Source organism: Streptomyces sp. NPDC004658 (genome assembly GCF_040609555.1).
GTDB lineage: Bacteria > Actinomycetota > Actinomycetes > Streptomycetales > Streptomycetaceae > Streptomyces.
Genome location: NZ_JBEXKG010000048.1, coordinates 1 through 17,661, shown reverse-complemented (window position 1 = coordinate 17,661; position 17,661 = coordinate 1). Strand labels below are relative to the sequence as shown.

15 protein-coding genes, 1 pseudogene and 1 riboswitch are annotated in these 17,661 nt (G+C 72.4%); of the genes and pseudogenes, 3 read left to right on the top strand and 13 right to left on the bottom strand.

Annotation, left to right across the window (positions count from 1 at the left end):
* Positions 1–108 precede the first annotated feature (108 nt).
* A riboswitch (FMN riboswitch) is annotated at positions 109–239 on the bottom strand.
* A 290-nt stretch (positions 240–529) separates the two neighbouring features.
* Positions 530–1,801 (bottom strand): ROK family transcriptional regulator, encoded by a 1,272-nt coding sequence (locus ABZV94_RS18750; protein ID WP_356341465.1) that lies wholly within the window; start codon positions 1,799–1,801, stop codon positions 530–532.
* A gap of 139 nt (positions 1,802–1,940) precedes the next feature.
* On the opposite strand from ABZV94_RS18750, the gene ABZV94_RS18745 reads away from it, so the two are divergent.
* Positions 1,941–3,152: an MFS transporter gene (locus ABZV94_RS18745; RefSeq protein WP_356341464.1), complete on the top strand. Its 1,212-nt coding sequence runs from the start codon at positions 1,941–1,943 to the stop codon at positions 3,150–3,152.
* On the opposite strand, the gene ABZV94_RS18740 is transcribed toward ABZV94_RS18745, so the two are convergent.
* Positions 3,112–3,567, bottom strand: a complete 456-nt coding sequence (locus ABZV94_RS18740) for a thioesterase family protein (protein WP_356341463.1) — start codon at positions 3,565–3,567, stop codon at positions 3,112–3,114. The genes ABZV94_RS18745 and ABZV94_RS18740 overlap by 41 nt on opposite strands.
* Before the next feature lie 107 nt (positions 3,568–3,674).
* Entirely contained in the window at positions 3,675–4,943 is a 1,269-nt protein-coding gene (locus ABZV94_RS18735) for an alginate lyase family protein (RefSeq protein WP_356341462.1), read from the bottom strand.
* Between the two features lie 149 nt (positions 4,944–5,092).
* Here ABZV94_RS18735 and ABZV94_RS18730 point away from each other — a divergent pair, with 149 nt between their 5' ends.
* Together ABZV94_RS18730 and ABZV94_RS18725 are read left to right on the top strand one after the other, a co-directional pair.
* Positions 5,093–6,502: a solute carrier family 23 protein gene (locus ABZV94_RS18730; RefSeq protein ID WP_356341460.1), complete on the top strand. Its 1,410-nt coding sequence runs from the start codon at positions 5,093–5,095 to the stop codon at positions 6,500–6,502.
* A 76-nt stretch (positions 6,503–6,578) separates the two neighbouring features.
* Entirely contained in the window at positions 6,579–7,265 is a 687-nt protein-coding gene (locus ABZV94_RS18725) for a DUF5995 family protein (protein WP_356341459.1), read from the top strand.
* 76 nt (positions 7,266–7,341) lie between these two features.
* Here the strand turns inward: ABZV94_RS18725 and ABZV94_RS18720 are convergent, their stop codons facing one another.
* The 10 genes and pseudogenes from ABZV94_RS18720 to ABZV94_RS18675 all read right to left on the bottom strand — a co-directional run.
* Positions 7,342–9,054, bottom strand: a complete 1,713-nt coding sequence (locus tag ABZV94_RS18720) for an NAD(P)/FAD-dependent oxidoreductase (RefSeq protein WP_356341458.1) — start codon at positions 9,052–9,054, stop codon at positions 7,342–7,344.
* 46 nt (positions 9,055–9,100) lie between these two features.
* Complete coding sequence (locus ABZV94_RS18715; protein ID WP_356341457.1) at positions 9,101–9,889, bottom strand: carbon-nitrogen hydrolase family protein; 789 nt, start codon at positions 9,887–9,889, stop codon at positions 9,101–9,103.
* Between the two features lie 535 nt (positions 9,890–10,424).
* The gene (locus tag ABZV94_RS18710) at positions 10,425–10,877 is read right to left on the bottom strand and encodes an Lrp/AsnC family transcriptional regulator (RefSeq protein WP_356341456.1); all 453 of its coding nucleotides are present in this window, start codon (positions 10,875–10,877) and stop codon (positions 10,425–10,427) included.
* A gap of 27 nt (positions 10,878–10,904) precedes the next feature.
* Positions 10,905–12,392, bottom strand: a complete 1,488-nt coding sequence (locus tag ABZV94_RS18705) for an amino acid permease (RefSeq protein ID WP_356341454.1) — start codon at positions 12,390–12,392, stop codon at positions 10,905–10,907.
* A 377-nt stretch (positions 12,393–12,769) separates the two neighbouring features.
* Entirely contained in the window at positions 12,770–14,212 is a 1,443-nt protein-coding gene (locus ABZV94_RS18700; protein WP_356341453.1) for a GuaB1 family IMP dehydrogenase-related protein, read from the bottom strand.
* Between the two features lie 108 nt (positions 14,213–14,320).
* Entirely contained in the window at positions 14,321–14,674 is a 354-nt protein-coding gene (locus ABZV94_RS18695) for a barstar family protein (protein ID WP_356341452.1), read from the bottom strand.
* Positions 14,671–15,078 (bottom strand): ribonuclease domain-containing protein, encoded by a 408-nt coding sequence (locus ABZV94_RS18690; RefSeq protein ID WP_356341451.1) that lies wholly within the window; start codon positions 15,076–15,078, stop codon positions 14,671–14,673. The genes ABZV94_RS18695 and ABZV94_RS18690 overlap by 4 nt, the downstream gene beginning before the upstream one ends.
* Before the next feature lie 104 nt (positions 15,079–15,182).
* Positions 15,183–16,226: a sugar-binding domain-containing protein gene (locus ABZV94_RS18685; RefSeq protein WP_356341450.1), complete on the bottom strand. Its 1,044-nt coding sequence runs from the start codon at positions 16,224–16,226 to the stop codon at positions 15,183–15,185.
* Positions 16,227–16,316: 90 nt separating this feature from the next.
* Positions 16,317–17,003 carry a ribulose-phosphate 3-epimerase gene (gene rpe / locus ABZV94_RS18680; RefSeq protein WP_356341448.1) on the bottom strand — a complete coding sequence of 229 codons (687 nt, stop codon included), beginning with the start codon at positions 17,001–17,003 and terminating at the stop codon, positions 16,317–16,319.
* Between the two features lie 120 nt (positions 17,004–17,123).
* Positions 17,124–17,661 (bottom strand): annotated as a pseudogene (locus ABZV94_RS18675) (rRNA cytosine-C5-methyltransferase); the annotation flags it as partial.

Genomic DNA, 17,661 nt, shown 5'->3' with positions numbered 1-17,661 from the left:
GAGGTGTACGGATGAGCACGCACCGGGGGCGTCGCCGCAAGGGGCACGCCCGCGCACGGACGCGTCCGGAATACGGCGGCGCGCACACGGAGAACGCATGCCCGCCCGCCGCGCACTGCCTCCCATCCGGACTTTAACCGTCGGTCCAGGAATTTCACCTGGTCAACCGGCCGCTGGAAGCGACCGGGTCGCGGACTGTAACCGCCGGTTCGGAGTTTCACCGACCCCGGAGTGCGCTGCTTCTGGTACAGGGCCAGTGTGCCACGCCGGGTACGCGTCCAAGCGGGTGAAGGGTGTGGGGTCGCTCACAGGGCGTGTCCCCGCTCGTACGCTCCCCGGCCGGCCTCGCCAACCGGCCACGACGGAAGGGGCATTGGCCTCGGTCCGGACCATTGACCGTACTGGTCTAGTCCTTTTAGGGTGCGGTCGGGCCCGGCGGCGGTGACGACGGCCCTTGCCCGCCGCCGGGCCGCCACCCCGCCGAGTGAACTCCGCGACGGGCAGGCGGACATGGGCCCCCGGAGGCGTGTCAGCCGCCCGGGCGCTCCGGTGGCGCGAACAGTTCGTCCTGCGCCCGCTCCCGGGCGGTGAGCAGCGCGCCGCGGAGTACGGCCGTCCCGCCGAGGCCGCTCGCCCGCACCTCGGTGACCAGCGGCGACATCCGGCGCAGCCGCTCCTCCACCAGCCCGGCGAGCACCGCGCCCCCGGCCTGGCCGACCTCCCCGCCGAGCACCACGCAGCCGGGGTCCAGAACGGCCACCACGGAGGCGGCCCCGACGGCGATCCGGTCGGCGAGGACGCGCAGGAAACGGGTGGCGGGAAGGTCCCCGGGCAGGGCCACCGGCACCGAGACCGGCACCGGCACCGCACTCCGCGCCGGCGTCTCCGCCCCCGCCCTCTCCACCTCCGCCACAGCCCCCCGCACCGCCTCGGCCGCCCCGGGGCCGTCCGGTGCGGCGGGGGCCGGCAGGCCGCACTCCGCCGCCAGGGCGGCGACCGCCGACGCGCCGGTGAGGGAGTGGAAGCCGCCGGCGCAGTCGGTCGCCGAGGGCAGCGTGTCCGTTCCCGGGACCGGCAGGAAGCCGATCTCGCCGGTGCCGCCGGAGGCCCCGCGGCGGAGGGTGCCGTCCAGGACGACCGCGGCGCCGACGCCGTGGCCGAGCCAGAGCAGGACGAAGGTGTCCCGGTCCCGTGCGGCGCCCTCGCGCTGTTCGGCCAGGGCGGCCAGGTTCGTCTCGTTCTCGACGGTGATCCGGGCGCCGGGCAGCCGGTCCTGGAGGGTGGCGGCCAGGCTGCGGTGCCAGGCGGGCAGCCCGGCCGAGTCGCGGAGGTCTCCGGTGGCCGGGTCGATCAGGCCCGGCGCACCGATGCCGACGGTGTGCAACCGGTCGGCCCCGGCCTCCTTCGCGGCGCTCTCCACCGCCGCCACCGCCTGCTCCACGGCGGGCCCGGTTCCGGCGTCGGCCCCGATCGGCACGGACGCCTCGGCGAGCACCCGCCCGACCAGGTCGGAGACGAGGACGAGGACACCCTCGGTGCGGACGTCGAGCGCGGCGAGGTGGGCGCGGTCGGCGACGATGCCGTAGAGCCGGGCGTTGGGGCCCCGGCGCTGTGCGCCGGACTCCCCGACCACCGTGATCAGCCCGGAGGCCGTGAGCCGGTCGACCAGGTCGGCGACGGTGGGCCGCGAGAGGCCGGTCAGCTGCTTCAACTGCCCTGCCGTCAGCGGGCCTTCCTGCTGCAGCAGCCGCAGGGCCAGCCGGTCGTTGATGGCCCGGGCGGTGCTGGGTGATGCGGGCATGACGGGAATCCTCCCAGATGGGCCGTGGCCGGGCCGGTCGGTGTATCCGCTATCTATCAGGCAGGGTTCCTGATAGTTTACGGCCCGTTGCAGCGGAGCGGCGCCGACCGGCCGGGCACTCCCGGGGAGGGGCAGGATCATGAGTGACGTGACGCGTGCGGGCGACGAGATCAGGCGCGCCCGGTACGCCGTGGCGGCCGTCTTCGCGGTGCACGGCGCCGTGACCGGCTCGTTCGCGACGCGCGTGCCGTGGGTCCAGGACCACACCTCGCTCGGCGCCGGCCAGTTGGGGTTCGCACTGGCCTTCACGGCGCTCGGCGCCTCGTGCGCGATGCCGCTGGCGGGCGGGATCACCCATCGCTTCGGCAGCCGTACGGCCCTGCGCGGCCTGCTCGCGCTGTGGACGCTGTCCCTGATCCTGCCGTCGATCGCGCCGAACCTGGTCACCCTGTGCCTGGCGATGTTCGTCTACGGCGCGAGCGCGGGCATGGCCGATGTCGCGATGAACGCGCTCGGCGTGGAGGTCGAGCGGCGGCTCGGAAAGTCGATCATGTCGGGGCTGCACGGCATGTGGAGCGCGGGCGCTCTGATCGGCTCGGCGGCCGGCACCCTCGCCGCGCATCTCGGCGCGGACGCGCGCGTGCACTTCGCCCTGGCGTCGGCCGTCCTGACCCTGCTCGGCCTGGTGGCCTGCGGCTGGGTGCTGGACCTCCAGCCCGCCGAGGACGAGGAGCCGCCGCCGCGGTTCGCGCTGCCGCCGCGCTCCGCGCTGCTGATCGGCGCGGTCGGCTTCTGCGCGGTGTTCGCGGAGGGGGCGAGCCTGGACTGGTCGGCCGTGTTCCTGCGGGACCGGCTGGACAGTTCGGCGGGGCTGGCGGCGGCCTCCACGACCGGGTTCATGCTGACCATGGCAGTGGCGCGGATCGCCGGGGACGCGGTGGTGAACCGTTTCGGCGCGGTCCGTACGGTACGGGCCGGCGGTGTCCTGGCCGGGCTGGGCGGGCTGCTGATCGTGCTCGCCGGGCATCCGGTGGTGGCGATGACCGGGTTCGCGCTGATGGGGCTCGGCATCGCGGTGGTCGTGCCGCTGTGCTTCGCGGCGGCCGGGCACGCGGGACCGAACCCCAGCCAGGCCATCGCGGGCGTGGCGACCATCACCTACACGTCGGGGCTGATCGCGCCGAGCCTGATCGGCGGGGTGGCCCAGGCGACCAGCCTGATGGTGTCCTTCGTGGTGGTGACGGCGCTGGCGTGCGGACTCGCGGCGTTCGCGGGGGTGCTGCGCACCGCCGAGCGCGGCGGCGGCGAGGTCAGCCGGCGGGCCGCAGCAGTTCCCGACCCACGGCCCTGAAGGTCTCGCTCCAGGGCGCGGGGCGCAGGGTGGCCGCGTCCAGCCGGACCAGCACCCGGGTGCCCCGGGCGTAGGTCTCGGTCCCGTCGGCCGAGCAGAACCGGAAGCCGTAGGTGAGACCGGTGGTGCCGAGCCGTTCCAGCCACAGGTGGACGGCGTAGGTGCCGGGGCGGGTGACCGGCGCCTCGTAGCCGATGCGCAGCTCCCGTACGGCGTTGCAGGCGTCGCCGGCCGCCGCCCAGTCGCCGTCGAAGCGGACTCCGTGCTCGTTCCACAGCTCGGTCCAGGCGCGCTCGACCATCAGCGGGTAGCGGGCGTTGTGCAGCAGCCCGAGCGCGTCGAGGTCGTCGAAGTGGACGGTGACGGGGATCAGCCGGCCGTAGGAGACGGCGGGGGCGGTCGCTTCGACGGTCACGGGCAGGGCTCCTGAGCAGACGCTGTGGGGGTGGCGGCACCCTCGTACGCCCCCATACTAAGCGACCGCTCAGGAGCCCTGGCCCGGAACCCCCAGGTCAACCGGGGTCAGCCCGCGATCGAGTCCAGCTGCTCGGCGGCGGGACGCAGCGCCCAGAGGTCTCCCCCGGGCGGCGCCTGAAGCTTCGGTACGGCCGCCTCGGCCAGCGGGTCACCCGCGTCGGCCGCCGCGTGCACGACGTCGGTCGCCGCGTAGCGGTGGAACTCCAGCTCCGGGTGCGGCCAGGCGGCGGCGCCGGTCGCGGCGGGCAGCAGGTAGTCGACCGCCTTGAACAGGCCTTGTCCCTCCGGTCCCGCGTAGCCCCACAGGTTCACCCCGACGTGCCGGCCGATGGCCGCGAGCCGGGTGTAGGCGACCAGGTCGAAGGTCGAGTAGTGCCAGCTGCGGGTGCGGGTCAGCTCCTGGGGCTGGCTGCCGTCGGCCGCGATCTGCGGGTCGATGCGCTTCGCGCGCGCTTCCAGCACGGTGCGCCGGGCGAGCGCGGTGTCGCCGGTGGCGTAGGCGAGGGCGGCGAGCTGCAGGTCGTAGAAGGTGCCGTGGTTGTTGGCGGCGGCGCCCTCCTGCCGGCCGAAGTCGCTGTGCTCCAGCCAGTCGCGGAAGTCCTGGTTCCAGCGGGTCATCGCGGTGCGGTCGGCGGCCGTCCAGCCGGGTGCGCCGGTGGCGAGGATCGCCTGTGCGTCCAGGACGCTGGTGTAGGACTGCGAGAAGTCGATGATGCCGATGGCCCGGCCGTCGTACTTGCACGGGATGAACTGGGCGTGGTCGAGCTCGGGGTTCATCCGGGTGGCCGGGTCGAGGAACCAGGTGCGCAGGATCTGCCCGGCCTTCTCGGCGTAGCTCCGCCTTCCGGTGTAGTACCAGGCGAGGGAGAGGTCGTACGTCGCGTCGAAGACCTTCTCCGCGTCCTGCCGGTCGGTCCCGCTGTCGACCTCCGGATTGCGCTGCCCGTCGCGCTGGACGTAGGGGCAGCCCCAGGGGTTGTCGGCGGTGGGGGCGGTCGTGGGCCACCAGTAGGGGGCCTGGCTCAGGTAGTCGTGGACGTCGCCGCCGGGGGCGGGCCTCGGCTTGTCGACGACCGTCCAGGGACCCTGGTCCAGCCAGGCGTCGGCGCGCGCGGTCAGGTCCGCGAGGGCACGCCGGAGCCGGGGGTCGTGGGGCAGGCGGGCCCGGGTCTGCCGGAGGCGGACTCCGTCGAGGACCGCGGTCCGCGGGGCCGCCGCGGACGGGGCCGGTGCCGCGTGTGCGGCGGGGACGAGCAGGGCTCCGAAGGCCACCAGGGCGGCGAGGAGAGCGACCGCACGGGGTCTTCCACTCATTCAGGCACTCCGATCTTCGCTCGGCACGCTCAGACGTCGATCAGGTATGTGAACCGAGTTCATGAGTAAGACCGTGCGAGCGTAGAGCCGCCAGGTACCCCTGACAATGGTGCGGACCCTCTTCACGTACAGAGAAAGCGAAACCCCTCATGGATCTCGGCGTGCGCTGGAAGCTGCACGGTGACGGGCGCACGCCCGCGCCCGGAGCGGTGGTACGCCCCGACGAACGGCTGTCCTGGCCCCGCACCGTGGGCCTGGGCGCCCAGCACGTGGTCGCCATGTTCGGCGCCTCCTTCGTGGCCCCCGTGCTCATGGGCCTGGACCCCAACCTGGCGATCATGATGTCGGGCGTGGCGACCATGATCTTCCTGCTCGCCACCCGGGGCCGGGTGCCGAGCTACCTCGGCTGCTCCCTGTCCTTCGTGGGCGTGGCCGCCGTCATCCGCGCCCAGGGCGGTACGAGCGCGACCGTGACCGGCGCCGTCCTCGTCGTCGGTGCCGTGCTGTTCCTGGTCGGCCTCGCGGTGCAGCGCTTCGGCGCGCGCATCATCCACGCCGCCATGCCGCCCATCGTCACCGGCGCCGTCGTCATGCTGATCGGCTTCAATCTGGCCCCCGTGACCGCGTCCACCTACTGGCCGCAGGACCAGTGGACGGCCCTGCTGGTGATGCTCTTCACCGGTCTGGCCGTGGTCTGTCTGCGCGGTTTCTGGTCCCGCGTCGCCATCTTCCTGGGCCTGGTGTTCGGCTACGCCCTCTCCTGGGCGTCCGACCGGCTCTTCGGCAAGATCCACTCGGTGGACGCGAGCGGCAGGCTCACCGACCACTGGCGGCTCGACCTCTCCGGCGTGTCCAAGGCCGACTGGATCGGCCTGCCGTCCTTCCACGGCCCGACGTTCCAGTGGTCGGCCGTCCTGGTCGCGCTGCCGGTCGTCATCGCGCTGGTCGCGGAGAACGCGGGCCACGTCAAGGCGGTCGGCGAGATGACCGGCGACCCGCTGGACGACAAGCTCGGTACGGCGATCTCGGCGGACGGCGTCGCCTCCGTGCTGTCGACGGCCGTCGGCGGCCCGCCCAACACCACCTACTCCGAGAACATCGGCGTGATGGCCGCGACCCGCGTCTACTCCACCGCCGCCTACTGGGCCGCCGCCGGCTTCGCGCTGCTCTTCGGCGTCTGCCCCAAGTTCGGCGCGGTCGTCGCCGCGATCCCGGGCGGGGTGCTCGGCGGCATCACCGTCATCCTCTACGGCATGATCGGCCTGCTCGGCGCCCAGATCTGGCTGCACGCCAAGGTGGACCTGCGCAACCCGCTGAACCTGGTCCCGGCCGCCGCGGGCATCATCATCGGCGTCGGCAACGTCACCATGAAGTTCACCGACACCTTCTCGCTCAGCGGCATCGCCCTCGGCACGCTGGTCGTCATCACCGGCTACCACGCGCTGCGCGCCTTCGCCCCGGCCCACCTGAAGCAGCAGGAGCCCCTGCTGGACGAGGGCACGTCCTCCTACGACCCGGAGGCGGGCGCGGACTCGGCGGCGCCGCGCGCCGAGTCGTAGTCCGGCGTTCCCCCGTTCCGGCGAAGCACCGGGCCGGTCGGCCCGCCGGCCGGCCCCGGGCTGGGACCCTTCCCCCATGGTGCAGCTGCAACACCTCACCGCCCCCGTCGACGCCGTCGTCGCACGGATGCGCGCAATGGACGCGGCCCTGCCCCCACGGGACGGTGTCGCCGTGTTCAACCGGGTCTACCTCGCCGTCACCGAGGAGATCGACCGGCGCCTGGACGCCGGGGAGTTCCCGGACCCGCGCGCCGCTGCGGCGCTGGACGTCCGGTTCGCCGAGCGCTATCTCGCCGCGGTGGACGCGGCCGCCGCGGACCGCCGCCCGCCCGCCTGCTGGCGGCCCCTGTTCCAGTTCCGCCGCCACCCGGGGGTGCGCCCGCTCCAGTTCGCGTTGGCGGGCATCAACGCGCACATCGGGCACGACCTCGCCCTGGCCGTGGTCGACGCCTGCCGGACCCTGGACTGCGAACCGGCCGACCTGGAGGACGAGTTCGACCGCGTGGGCGACCTCCTGGTGTCGCTGGAGGAGCGCATCCGCGAGGACCTGATGCCGGGCCCCGACCTGTTGCAGATCGCCGACCCGCTCACCCATCTGCTGGGCTCCTGGAGCCTGGAGCGGGCCCGGGACGCGACCTGGGCGGCGGCCCGCGCCCTGTGGGTGCTGCGCGACTGCGCCGACGTGGCCGAGGAGTTCACCGAACGGCTGGACGCGGCGGTGGGGTTCGCGGGCCGGATGCTGCTGACGCCGCTGGCCGACTGAGACCTCAGGGGATGGAAAAGGCGCGGGCGGCCGGAGTTCCGTGCTCCGCCGCCCGCGCCTTGGTCCGTCTCCCGGCTCAGTCCTCGGGAAGCTCCACCGGAGCGATCTCGTCGTAGACGTCACCCGGGCCCGGGTTCGCCGCGTCGGTCTCGCCGCCGAAGTGGTGCATGACACCCCAGACCGCGTTGAGCGCGGTCTGCACGGCGCCCTCGGCCCAGCCGGCCGTCCACGAGATGTCGTCGCCGGCGAGGAAGATGCCTCGCTTGTCCTCGGGCAGCCGGTCCTGCATGAAGTGCGTGAACAGGCGCCGCTGGTAGCGGTAGTGGCCGGGCAGGTTGGCCTTGAACGCGCCCATGAAGTAGGGCTCGTTCTCCCAGGAGACGGTCACCGGGTTGCCGATGATGTGCTTCCGGATGTCGACCTTCGGGTAGATCTCGCCGAGCGACTTCAGCATGACCTCCATCCGCTCGTTCGCGGACAGCGGCAGCCACTTCAGGCTGTCGTCGCACCAGGTGTACGACAGGCAGATCACGGCGGGCTTGTCCGGGCCGTCGTCCAGCAGGTAGGTGCCGCGCGTCATGCGGTCGGTGAGCGTCATCGACATGACGTCCCGCCCGGTCGGATTTCCCCTGTCGTCGACGGCCTTGTCCAGCCAGAACGGCCGGTCGACCGGCACGAAGAGCTTCGACGACTCCATGTAGTGCGTGCGCTCGATCGCGGTCCAGTGGTCGATCGGGAACAGCGAGTCGTCGCACTGGATCTTGGACAGCAGCATCCAGGACTGGGCGGTGAAGATCGCCGCCCGGTAGGTGCGGATGTCGCCGTTCGCGTCCGTCACGGTGATCCGGTTGCCGGCGGTGCGGTGCAGCCGGGTCACGGCGGGCAGCGGCTTGCCGCCCTCGTGCAGCGTGGCGAGCGAGGTGCCGTACGGCCAGTGGACGATCTTCTCCGGCTCGCGCTCCCACAGGCGCAGCGGGAGCTGCTGGGAGCCGCCGACGATGCCGCGGTGGTGGTCGTCGGCCTCGGTGTAGACGACGCGGAGGATCTCCAGGATGGAGTTCGGGAAGTCGGTGTCCCAGCCGCCGGTGCCGAAGCCGACCTGGCCGAAGATCTCGCGGTGCCGGAAGGACTTGAAGGCCTCGGAGTCGCAGAGGAAGCCGTAGAAGGTCTGGTTGTCCAGCTTCTCGACCAGCTTGGCCCAGATCTCGCGGATGCGCGGGACGTCCCGCTCGCGCATCGCGCGGTTCATGTCGGAGAAGTCGGCGCCCTCCTCCAGGCACCTGTTCCAGGCCTCGGCGACGTCCCGGTACACCTGGGGCAGGTCGTCGATCGTCTCGGCGTAGTGCGACTCGCCCTTGAGGTCGACCACGGTCGACGGGGTCGCCTCGGCCAGCGGGTTCGGGAACGGCTTGGTCTCCAGGCCGACCAGGTCGATGTAGTGCTGGAGCGCGGTGGAGGACGGCGGGAAGCGCATCGCGCCCATCTCGGCGGTCAGCGAGTCGTCGCAGCCCTCGAAACCGACCGTGCGGAGCCGGCCGCCGATCTGGTCGGCCTCGTAGACGACGGGCTTGAGACCCATCTTCATCAGCTCGTAGGCGGCCACGATGCCGGACAGGCCGCCGCCGATGATCGCGACCTCGGTGCCGTGCTCGGTCGCCGGGATCTGGCCGAGGCCCGCCGGGTGGGCGAGGAAGTCGTCGTAGGCGTAGGGGAAGTCCGGGCCGAACATGGTGATCGGCGGCTGCTGCTCGTCGGTGTGCTCGACGGCGTTGGGCACCGTGGACGTCATGGGGTACGGACTCCTTGCACGGGGTGGTTCGGGGAAGGCTGGGGTGTCAGACGAGGGACCCGTACAGACCGGGGCGGCGGTCCCTCAGGTACGGGTTGTGCTCGCGGGAGGCGGCCAGGAAGGCGGGGTCGGCGTCGGCGAGCACCAGCTGCTCGGCGCGGCCGGCCCGGGTGCGAGCGACGCCGTCGGGTCCCGCGAGGACGGAGAGGCCGACGAACTCGAACTCGCCTTCCTGGCCGACCCGGTTGACGTAGGCGACGTACATCTGGTTCTCGAAGGCGCGCACCGGGATCATCGACTCGGCGACGAACTGGAAGGGGTGCATCTGCGCGGTCGGCACGACCAGGAGGTCGGTGCCGGCCAGGGCGTGGGCGCGGACGTTCTCCGGGAACTCGACGTCGTAGCAGATCAGCAGGCCCACGGTGAGGCCGTTCAGCTCGGCCTGGACGACCTGCCGCCCGCCCGGCGTGAAGTGGTCGCGCTCGAAGCAGCCGAAGAGGTGGGTCTTGCGGTAGTTCGCGAGCCGGGTGCCGTCGGCGGAGATCAACTGGGCGGAGTTGAAGACGGCGTCGCCGTCGCGCTCGGGGTAGCCGTAGGCGAGGGCGAGGCCGTGCCGGGTGGCGATCTCGGCGATCGCGTCGGCGGAGTCTCCGTCGGCGGGCTCGGCGAGGCGGGCGATGTCGTCGCCGATCGCGTACCCGGTGAGGAACATCTCCGGCGCGGCCAGCAGCCCGGCGCCCGCGGCGGCGGCCCGGCCCGCGGCCTCGTCGAGGACCTTGAGGTTCTCGGCGACCGAGCCGGGACGGCCGGAGCTCTGGAGCAGGGCGGTGCGCATGCGTCATCCTCACCGGAACGGGTGGTTTGGGGGGTCAGAAAGAAGGTACGTTCGGCGCGCTCGGCCGGACAAGAAGGAGCCGTTGCGCGCCGGTGCGCGGTTCGTTGCGTCGAGCGGGGCCCAGACGGCGATTCGTTGCGCGCCGGGGGGAGCGGTTCCGGGTGGACGGCTCCGCACACGCGGGGTGGCGGGCCGCCCGGCACCCGCAGGGGCAGCGCCCGAGGCCCGGCCGAACGCCCCGGGAAGACCGAGCCGGCTATCGCCGAGGGCGCGGCACCGCGCGCCCAACCTGCCGTGGGCACACCGCTTTTGCAAGGAGGGGCTGCGCAAGGACGGCGGAGGCGCCCCCCTAGGGGCGCGGGGAACCGCGCGAGGTACCACGGCGTACCGGCACCGGGCGGGTCCGCCTCCACCCCGGCACCACACGCTGCCGCAGCAACGACACGGGCCCCGGAGGAAGCCGCCCGAGGTGACCGCACCCGGCACCCGACCGCGCGCCCCGCGACGGGGGCGCGCCCCGCGACGGGGTCCGCCTCTAGCCCGGCGCCCCCGAGGAGAACCTGCGCAGCAGGGGCGACAGCACCAGGACGGACTTGGTCCGCTCCACGAACGGCTCCCCGGCGATCCGCTCCAGCACCCGCTCGAAGTGACGCATGTCGGACGCGAAGACCTGCGCGATCGCGTCCGCGTCCCCGGTGACCGTGGATGCGGACGCGACCTCCTGGTACCGCTCGAGGCCCCGCTGGATCGTCTCCGGCGAGGTGTTGCGCCGGCAGTAGATCTCGATGAATCCCTCGGTCTCCCAGCCGAGCGCCGCCGGATCCACCCGCACGGTGAATCCGGTGATGGCTCCGGTGGCCCGCAGCCGGTCCACGCGCCGCTTCACCGCGGGCGCGGACAGGCCGACCATCTGCCCGATGTCCGCGTAGGAGCGGCGGGCGTCCTCGGCGAGGGCGTGCACGATGCGTTCGTCGAGATCGTTCAGCACAGGGGGTGGTTCACTTCTTCGGTCCGGTCACTTCTCTGCCGTCACCGCGAGAGCGCCGTCGGCCGCGAGACGGGAACGGCGATAGCCGTAGAGGAAGTAGAACACGAGCCCGGCGGCCATCCAGCATCCGAAGACCACCCAGGTGACGGTGTCGAGGCTGAACATGTTGTACGCGCAGAACAGGAAGCCCAGCACCGGCAGGACCGGGCCGAACGGCACCTTGAACGTGCGCTCCAGCTCCGGCCGCTTGACCCGCAGCACGATCACCGCGATGTTGACCAGACCGAACGCGAACAGCGTGCCGATGCTGGTGGCGTCGACGAGCTTGCCCAGCGGGATGAGGGCGGCGAGCGCACCGCAGAAGAGGGACACGATCACCGTGTTGAGGCGCGGCGCGCCGGTCTTGGCGTGGATCCTGCCGAGCGCCTTCGGCACCAGGCCGTCGCGGGCCATCGCGAACAGGATGCGGGTCTGGCCGTAGAGGACGGTGAGCACCACGCTCGCGATGGAGATGACCGCGCCGAGCGCGAGCAGCGTGCCCCAGAACGTCTGACCGCTGACGTCGTTCATGATCCCGGCGAGGGTGGCCTCGGAGCCGTCGAACTTCTTCCAGTTCCAGGCGCCCACGGCGACGGCCGCGACCAGCACGTACAGCGCGGTCACGATGATCAGCGACAGCATGATCGCCCGGGGCAGGTCCCGCTTGGGGTCCTTCGCCTCCTCACCGGCGGTGGAGGCGGCGTCGAAGCCGATGTAGGAGAAGAACAGCGTGGCACCGGCGGCGCTGACCCCGGTCATGCCGAGCGGCATGAAGTCGGCGTAGTTGCCGGACTTGAAGCCCATGACGCCGATCGCGCAGAACAGCACCAGCGCGGCGATCTTCACACAGACCATGATCGTGTTCGCGCGGGCGGACTCCCGCGCGCCACCGAGCAGGAACGCCATCGCCAGCAGGACGACGATCAGGGCCGGCAGGTTGATGATGCCGCCCTCGCCCGGCGCCGAGGACAGGGCGGCCGGGATGGTGACGCCGATGGTGCCGTCCAGCAGCTCGTTCAGGTACTCGCCCCAGCCGACGGCGACGGCGGCCACCGAGACGCCGTACTCCAGCACGAGACACCAGCCGCAGACCCAGGCGACCAGTTCGCCCATCGTTGCGTACGCATACGAGTAGGAGGAGCCGGCGACGGGGATGCTGCCGGCCAGTTCGGCGTAGGACAGGGCCGAGAACAGCGCCGTGAGGCCGGCGATGACGAAGGCCAGGGTGACGGCGGGCCCGGCCTTGGGAACGGCGTCCCCGAGGACGACGAAGATGCCGGTGCCGAGGGTGGCACCGATGCTGATCATGGTCAGTTGCCACAGGCCGAGGGAGCGCCGCAGCTGCCCTCCCTCACCGTGGCCGCCCTCCGCGACCAGCCGCTCCACGGGCTTGCGACGTAGGAGGCGCGCGGCGACGCCCGGGGACGCGGGGGCGGCCGATGTCTGGTTCTGCGGGGGTGCGCCTTGGTCGAGCACGCGCTGGCTCCTTATCGCTGCCGGGGATCGCGGGGCGGGCCGGCAAGAGCGCCGGCCCTCGTGGGCGGGGACCAGCGGGGCCTGCGAGGGCAGGAACCCGCCGAGCGGGGTCCCCGCCACGCCACGTACTAGCGCAGCACCCTATGAGGCGGGCCTTCACGGGCGTAATGCAGCAACCTTGCGCATCCCCGCATGATCATTGCGTTCATCGGGGTGGAATGACAAATCGTTGCGCGCGACCTGTCGACCGTTGCACACAGGTCCCGCCGGTCCCGCCCGTCCCGTGTGCCGGCCGGCTTCCCCCCGGCGCCGCGAACGCCGACGGCCCCCGCCGTTCCCGGACGCGGGAACGGCGGGGGCCGTCGGTGCGGAGCGGATCAGCTCCAGCTGGCGTGCAGCGGCTTGCCCTCGGCGTAGCCGGCCGCGCTCTGGATGCCGACGATGGCCTTCTCGGCGAACTCCTCCAGGGAGCCGGCGCCGGCGTAGGTGCAGGAGGAGCGCACACCCGCGATGATCGAGTCGATCAGGTCCTCGACGCCCGGGCGGGCCGGGTCGAGGAACATGCGGGAGGTGGAGATGCCCTCCTCGAACAGCGCCTTGCGGGCGCGGTCGTACGCCGACTCCTCCGAGGTGCGGTTGGCCACCGCCCGCGCGGACGCCATGCCGAACGACTCCTTGTAGGCGCGGCCGCCCGCGTCGTGCTGGAGGTCGCCGGGCGACTCGTAGGTGCCCGCGAACCAGGAGCCGACCATCACGTTGGACGCGCCGGCGGCGAGCGCCATGGCGACGTCGCGCGGGTGGCGGACACCGCCGTCGGCCCAGACGTGCTTGCCGTACTTCTTCGCCTCGGCGGCGCACTCCAGGACGGCGGAGAACTGCGGCCGGCCCACGCCGGTCATCATGCGGGTGGTGCACATGGCGCCCGGCCCGACACCGACCTTGATGATGTCCGCGCCGGCGTCGATCAGGTCCTTGACGCCCTCGGCGGAGACGATGTTGCCCGCGGCGACCGGCACCTGCGGGTCGAGCGCGCGCACCACCCTGATGGCGTTGATCATCGACTCCTGGTGGCCGTGCGCGGTGTCGATGACCAGCGTGTCCACGCCCGCGTCGAGCAGCTGCTTGGCCTTGCCCGCCACGTCGCCGTTGATGCCGACGGCGGCGGCGATCCGCAGCTTGCCGTTCGCGTCCACGGCCGGGGTGTACAGCGTGGCGCGCAGAGCTCCCTTGCGGGTGAGGATGCCGGCGAGCCTGCCGTCCTTGTCGACGGCCGGGGCGTAGCGGCGGTTGTGGTGGTCGAGGGTGTTGAAGGCCTCGCGCGGGTCGATGTCGGCGTCCAGCAGGAGCAGGTCCTTGGACATGACCACTTCCAGCTGGGTGAAGCGGTCGACGCCGGACAGGTCGGCGTCGGTGACGACACCGACGGGCCGGTGATCGTCGTCCACGACGACGCCGGCGTTGTGCGCCCGCTTGGGCAGCAGCGCGAGGGCGTCGGCGACGGTCTGGTGCGGGGCCAGCACGATGGGGGTGTCCAGCACCAGGTGGCGGCTCTTCACCCAGGAGATCACGTCGGTGACGACGTCGATCGGGATGTCCTGCGGGATGACCACCAGGCCGCCCCGGCGGGCCACCGTCTCGGCCATGCGGCGGCCGGCGATGGCGGTCATGTTGGCGACGACGAGCGGGATGGTGGTGCCCGTGCCGTCCGGCGAGGCGAGGTCCACGCCCTGACGCGAGCCGACCGCGGAGCGGCTCGGCACCATGAACACGTCGTCGTACGTCAGGTCGTACGCGGGCTGGATGTCATTGAGGAAACGCACGTGCTGCACATCCCAGTCGATCAGAGGCGACCCCCTGACAGGTGTGCCAGGGGGAAAGAGCACGTACTTCATTGTCCCATGTCGGTGCCCGTGTCATGCCCTGACGGATCATCCAGGGTCGTCGCCGATCAGCTCGGAGGTTCCTCCAAGGGCGAGGGCCACGGTGAGCGACGGCGTCACGCGCATGGCGTGCGTGAACACCTCCTGGGCGGTCTCCCACTCCCGCGGGCGCTTCTTCGCGTACCCCTCCCAGCCCCGTACGACGACCAGGAGCCCCCTGCCCTCCGCCTCCCGCGGCCACACGGACAGGTCGGACAGGGAGTCGGCCAGCGCGTCCCAGTTGCGGCCGAACCAGTCGGGCAGGGACAGGGCCCGGGCGGCGCGGTCCATCAGGCCGGCCTTGTCCGTGACGCCGTCGAGGTCGAGCGCGACCACCAGGCGGCCGGTCAGGTCTTCGCTCATCTCAGTACCGCCCGGAACGACTCGTAGTGGTCATCGGTGTAGTAGAACTCCCCGCCCTGCCCGGTGACGATGCGCCGGGGGCCGCGGTCGTGCGAGCCCGGGGTCGGCACGGTGTACTCGTGGTAGTAGCCGCGCCGGTGCTTCGGCAGCCGTCCCTCGAAGTTCCCGAAGACGGTCCCGTCCTTGGCGTACGGGAAGGGGCCGCCCTTGTCGATGAGGGCGAGCGTCCTGCGGGCCTCGGCCGGGAGCCGGGACTCCGGGACGGTCGCCATGCCCCGCGTCCGGGCCGGTGACGCGGGTGACGCCGGGGAGGCGGGGCCGGTGGCGCCGGAGCACCCGGCCAGGAGGACGGCGAGACAGACCAGCAGCCCGGCGAGAGCACGGGGGACGAACCGTGGCAGCATGCGGACGATGCTGCCACGGCCGTCCCGCGACGGCCCCGCCGCGACCCGCTACCGGACGCCGCCGGACCCGGTCGGAGTCCGCCGAAGGTCCCGGCGGCCGGCCCTCAGATCCCGTCGGGGTCCTGACGGCTGAGCGCCGGCTTCGGGGTCGGGCCCGCCGTCATCAGGTAGTCGGCGGCCGAGGTGTCCGTCACCAGGCTGGTGACCAGCCCGGAGCGCAGCACCGCGTCGATCGCGGCGGCCTTGCGCTGCCCGCCCGCGATGGCCACGACCTCCGGGATACGGCGCAGCTGGTCGGCCTTGACCGTGATGCACCGCTCCCCCAGGTCCCGTCCGACCCGGCGCCCCTCGGCGTCGAAGAGGTGCGCCGACATCTCGGCGGCGACCCCGAGCGAGGCGTAGTGGGCGCGCTCCTCGTCGCTGAGCATGTCGTGCACCGTCGAGATGCCCGGCTCCCAGGAACCGATGGAGACACAGGCGACCGTGACCTTGTCGAAGTACTCGAAGGCCCGCGCGATCCCGGTCTGGTGGCGCAGCGCCGCCGCGGTGGCCGCGTCCGGCAGCAGCATCGGCGCGTAGATGGGGTGCGCGTCGCCGCCGGAGACCTGGGCGGCCCGGCGGACGGCCTCCACCGAGCCGCGCTCGGCGGTCCCGGCGTCGTACACGCCCGTCAGCTGCACCACCGTGCACGGCGGCAGCCGGTCGAGCGCCGCCGCCATGTGGATGGTGGACCGGCCCCAGGCCAGCCCCAGCACGTCCCCCTCGTTGACGAGTTCGCCGAGCAGGTCGGCGGCGACCTCGCCGAGGTTCTCGGGATCGGGGGTCTCCTCGGCATCGGCCGGGGACTCGACCACGACGGCGTGCCTCAGGCCGTAGCGGGCGCGGAGCGCGTCGGAGCGCTCGGCGTCCAGTTCGGCCGGCACGCGGATCTCGATGCGTACGAGGTCCCTTTCGAGGGCAGTCTCCAGTACCCGGGCCACCTTGAAGCGGCTGACGCCGAACTCCTCCGCGATCTGGATCTTGGACTTTCCCTCGAGGTAGAAGCGGCGGGCCATGGCCGCCGCCTGCACCAGCTCAGCGGGTCCCATCCGCATGGCTGACCGGCCCGCCGACATACCCGACACGGCGATCTCCTCACTGCTGTTCACACTCTGGATTCGCCGTTCATCCTTGCAGATTCGGGGCGACTGATCTGCCCTGATGGGCGCCGTTCACTTAACCGTTCACTTGGGCGTGGCTCAGTGGTCGCATGCCCAGGACGCCTTGGCGGTGGCCGCCTCCGCCTGGGCGCGCAGGGCACGTACGGCCTCCGCCGGGTCCTTCGCACCGTAGACGGCCGAGCCGGCCACGAACACGTCCGCTCCCGCGTCCGCGCAGCGCTCGATCGTCGAGGCCGAGACCCCTCCGTCGACCTGCAGCCACAGCTCCAGACCGTGCTTCTTGATCAGTTCACGGGTGCGGCGGATCTTCGGCAGCATGATGTCGAGGAACGCCTGGCCGCCGAAGCCGGGCTCCACCGTCATGATCAGCAGCATGTCGAGTTCCGGCAGCAGGTCCTCGAACGGCTCGATCGGCGTCGCGGGCTTGAGCGCCATGGAGGCGCGGGCGCCCTTGGCGCGGATCTCCCGGGCGAGCCGCACCGGTGCGGCGGCGGCCTCCACGTGGAAGGTCACCGACGACGCCCCCGCCTCGACGTACTGGGGCGCCCACCGGTCGGGGTCCTCGATCATCAGGTGGCAGTCCAGCGGGGTGTCCGTCGCACGGGCCAGGGACTCCACGACCGGCACGCCGAGCGTGAGGTTCGGGACGAAGTGGTTGTCCATGACGTCGACATGGAGGAAGTCGGCGCCTTGGACCGCCTTGGCCTCCTCCGCGAGGCGGGCGAAGTCGGCGGACAGGATGCTGGGGTTGATCTGCACGGCCATGACCCAAGCCTGCCATGTCGCCGCGCTGGGCTGTAGCGGCGGTCCCTTGAGGTGGGGGTTCGTGTGCGGGCCGGTGCGGGCCGGTCGCGCGGTTCCCCGCGCCCCGTTCGGGACCCGGCGTCATCCGGTTCTGCGGATCAGCGCCAGGTACATCGCGTCCGTGCCGTGCACGTGCGGCCAGAGCTGGATGTCCGGGCCCTCGCCGAGGTCGGGGACGCCGGGGAGGAGGGGGCGGGCGTCGATCAGTTCCGTGTCCGGGCGCTGCTTGAGCACGTCGGAGACGACCGCGCGGGTCTCCGCCAGGTGCGGTGAGCAGGTGGCGTAGCCGACGACGCCGCCGACGCGGACGGAGTCCAGGGCGGTGCGCAGCAGGCCGCGCTGGAGCGGGGCGAAGTTGTCCAGGTCCTCGGGGCGGCGGCGCCAGCGTGCCTCGGGGCGGCGGCGCAGGGCGCCGAGGCCGGTGCAGGGGACGTCCACCAGCACCCGGTCGAAGCTGCCGGGCCGCCACGGCGGGCGGGTGCCGTCGGCGGCGATGACCTGGTACGGCCCCGGGTTGCCGTGCAGGGCCCGGGCCACCAGACCGGCCCGGTGCGGCTGCTTCTCCGAGGCGAGCAGCGCGTCCCCGCGCTCGGCGGCGAGCGCGGCCAGCAGCGCGGCC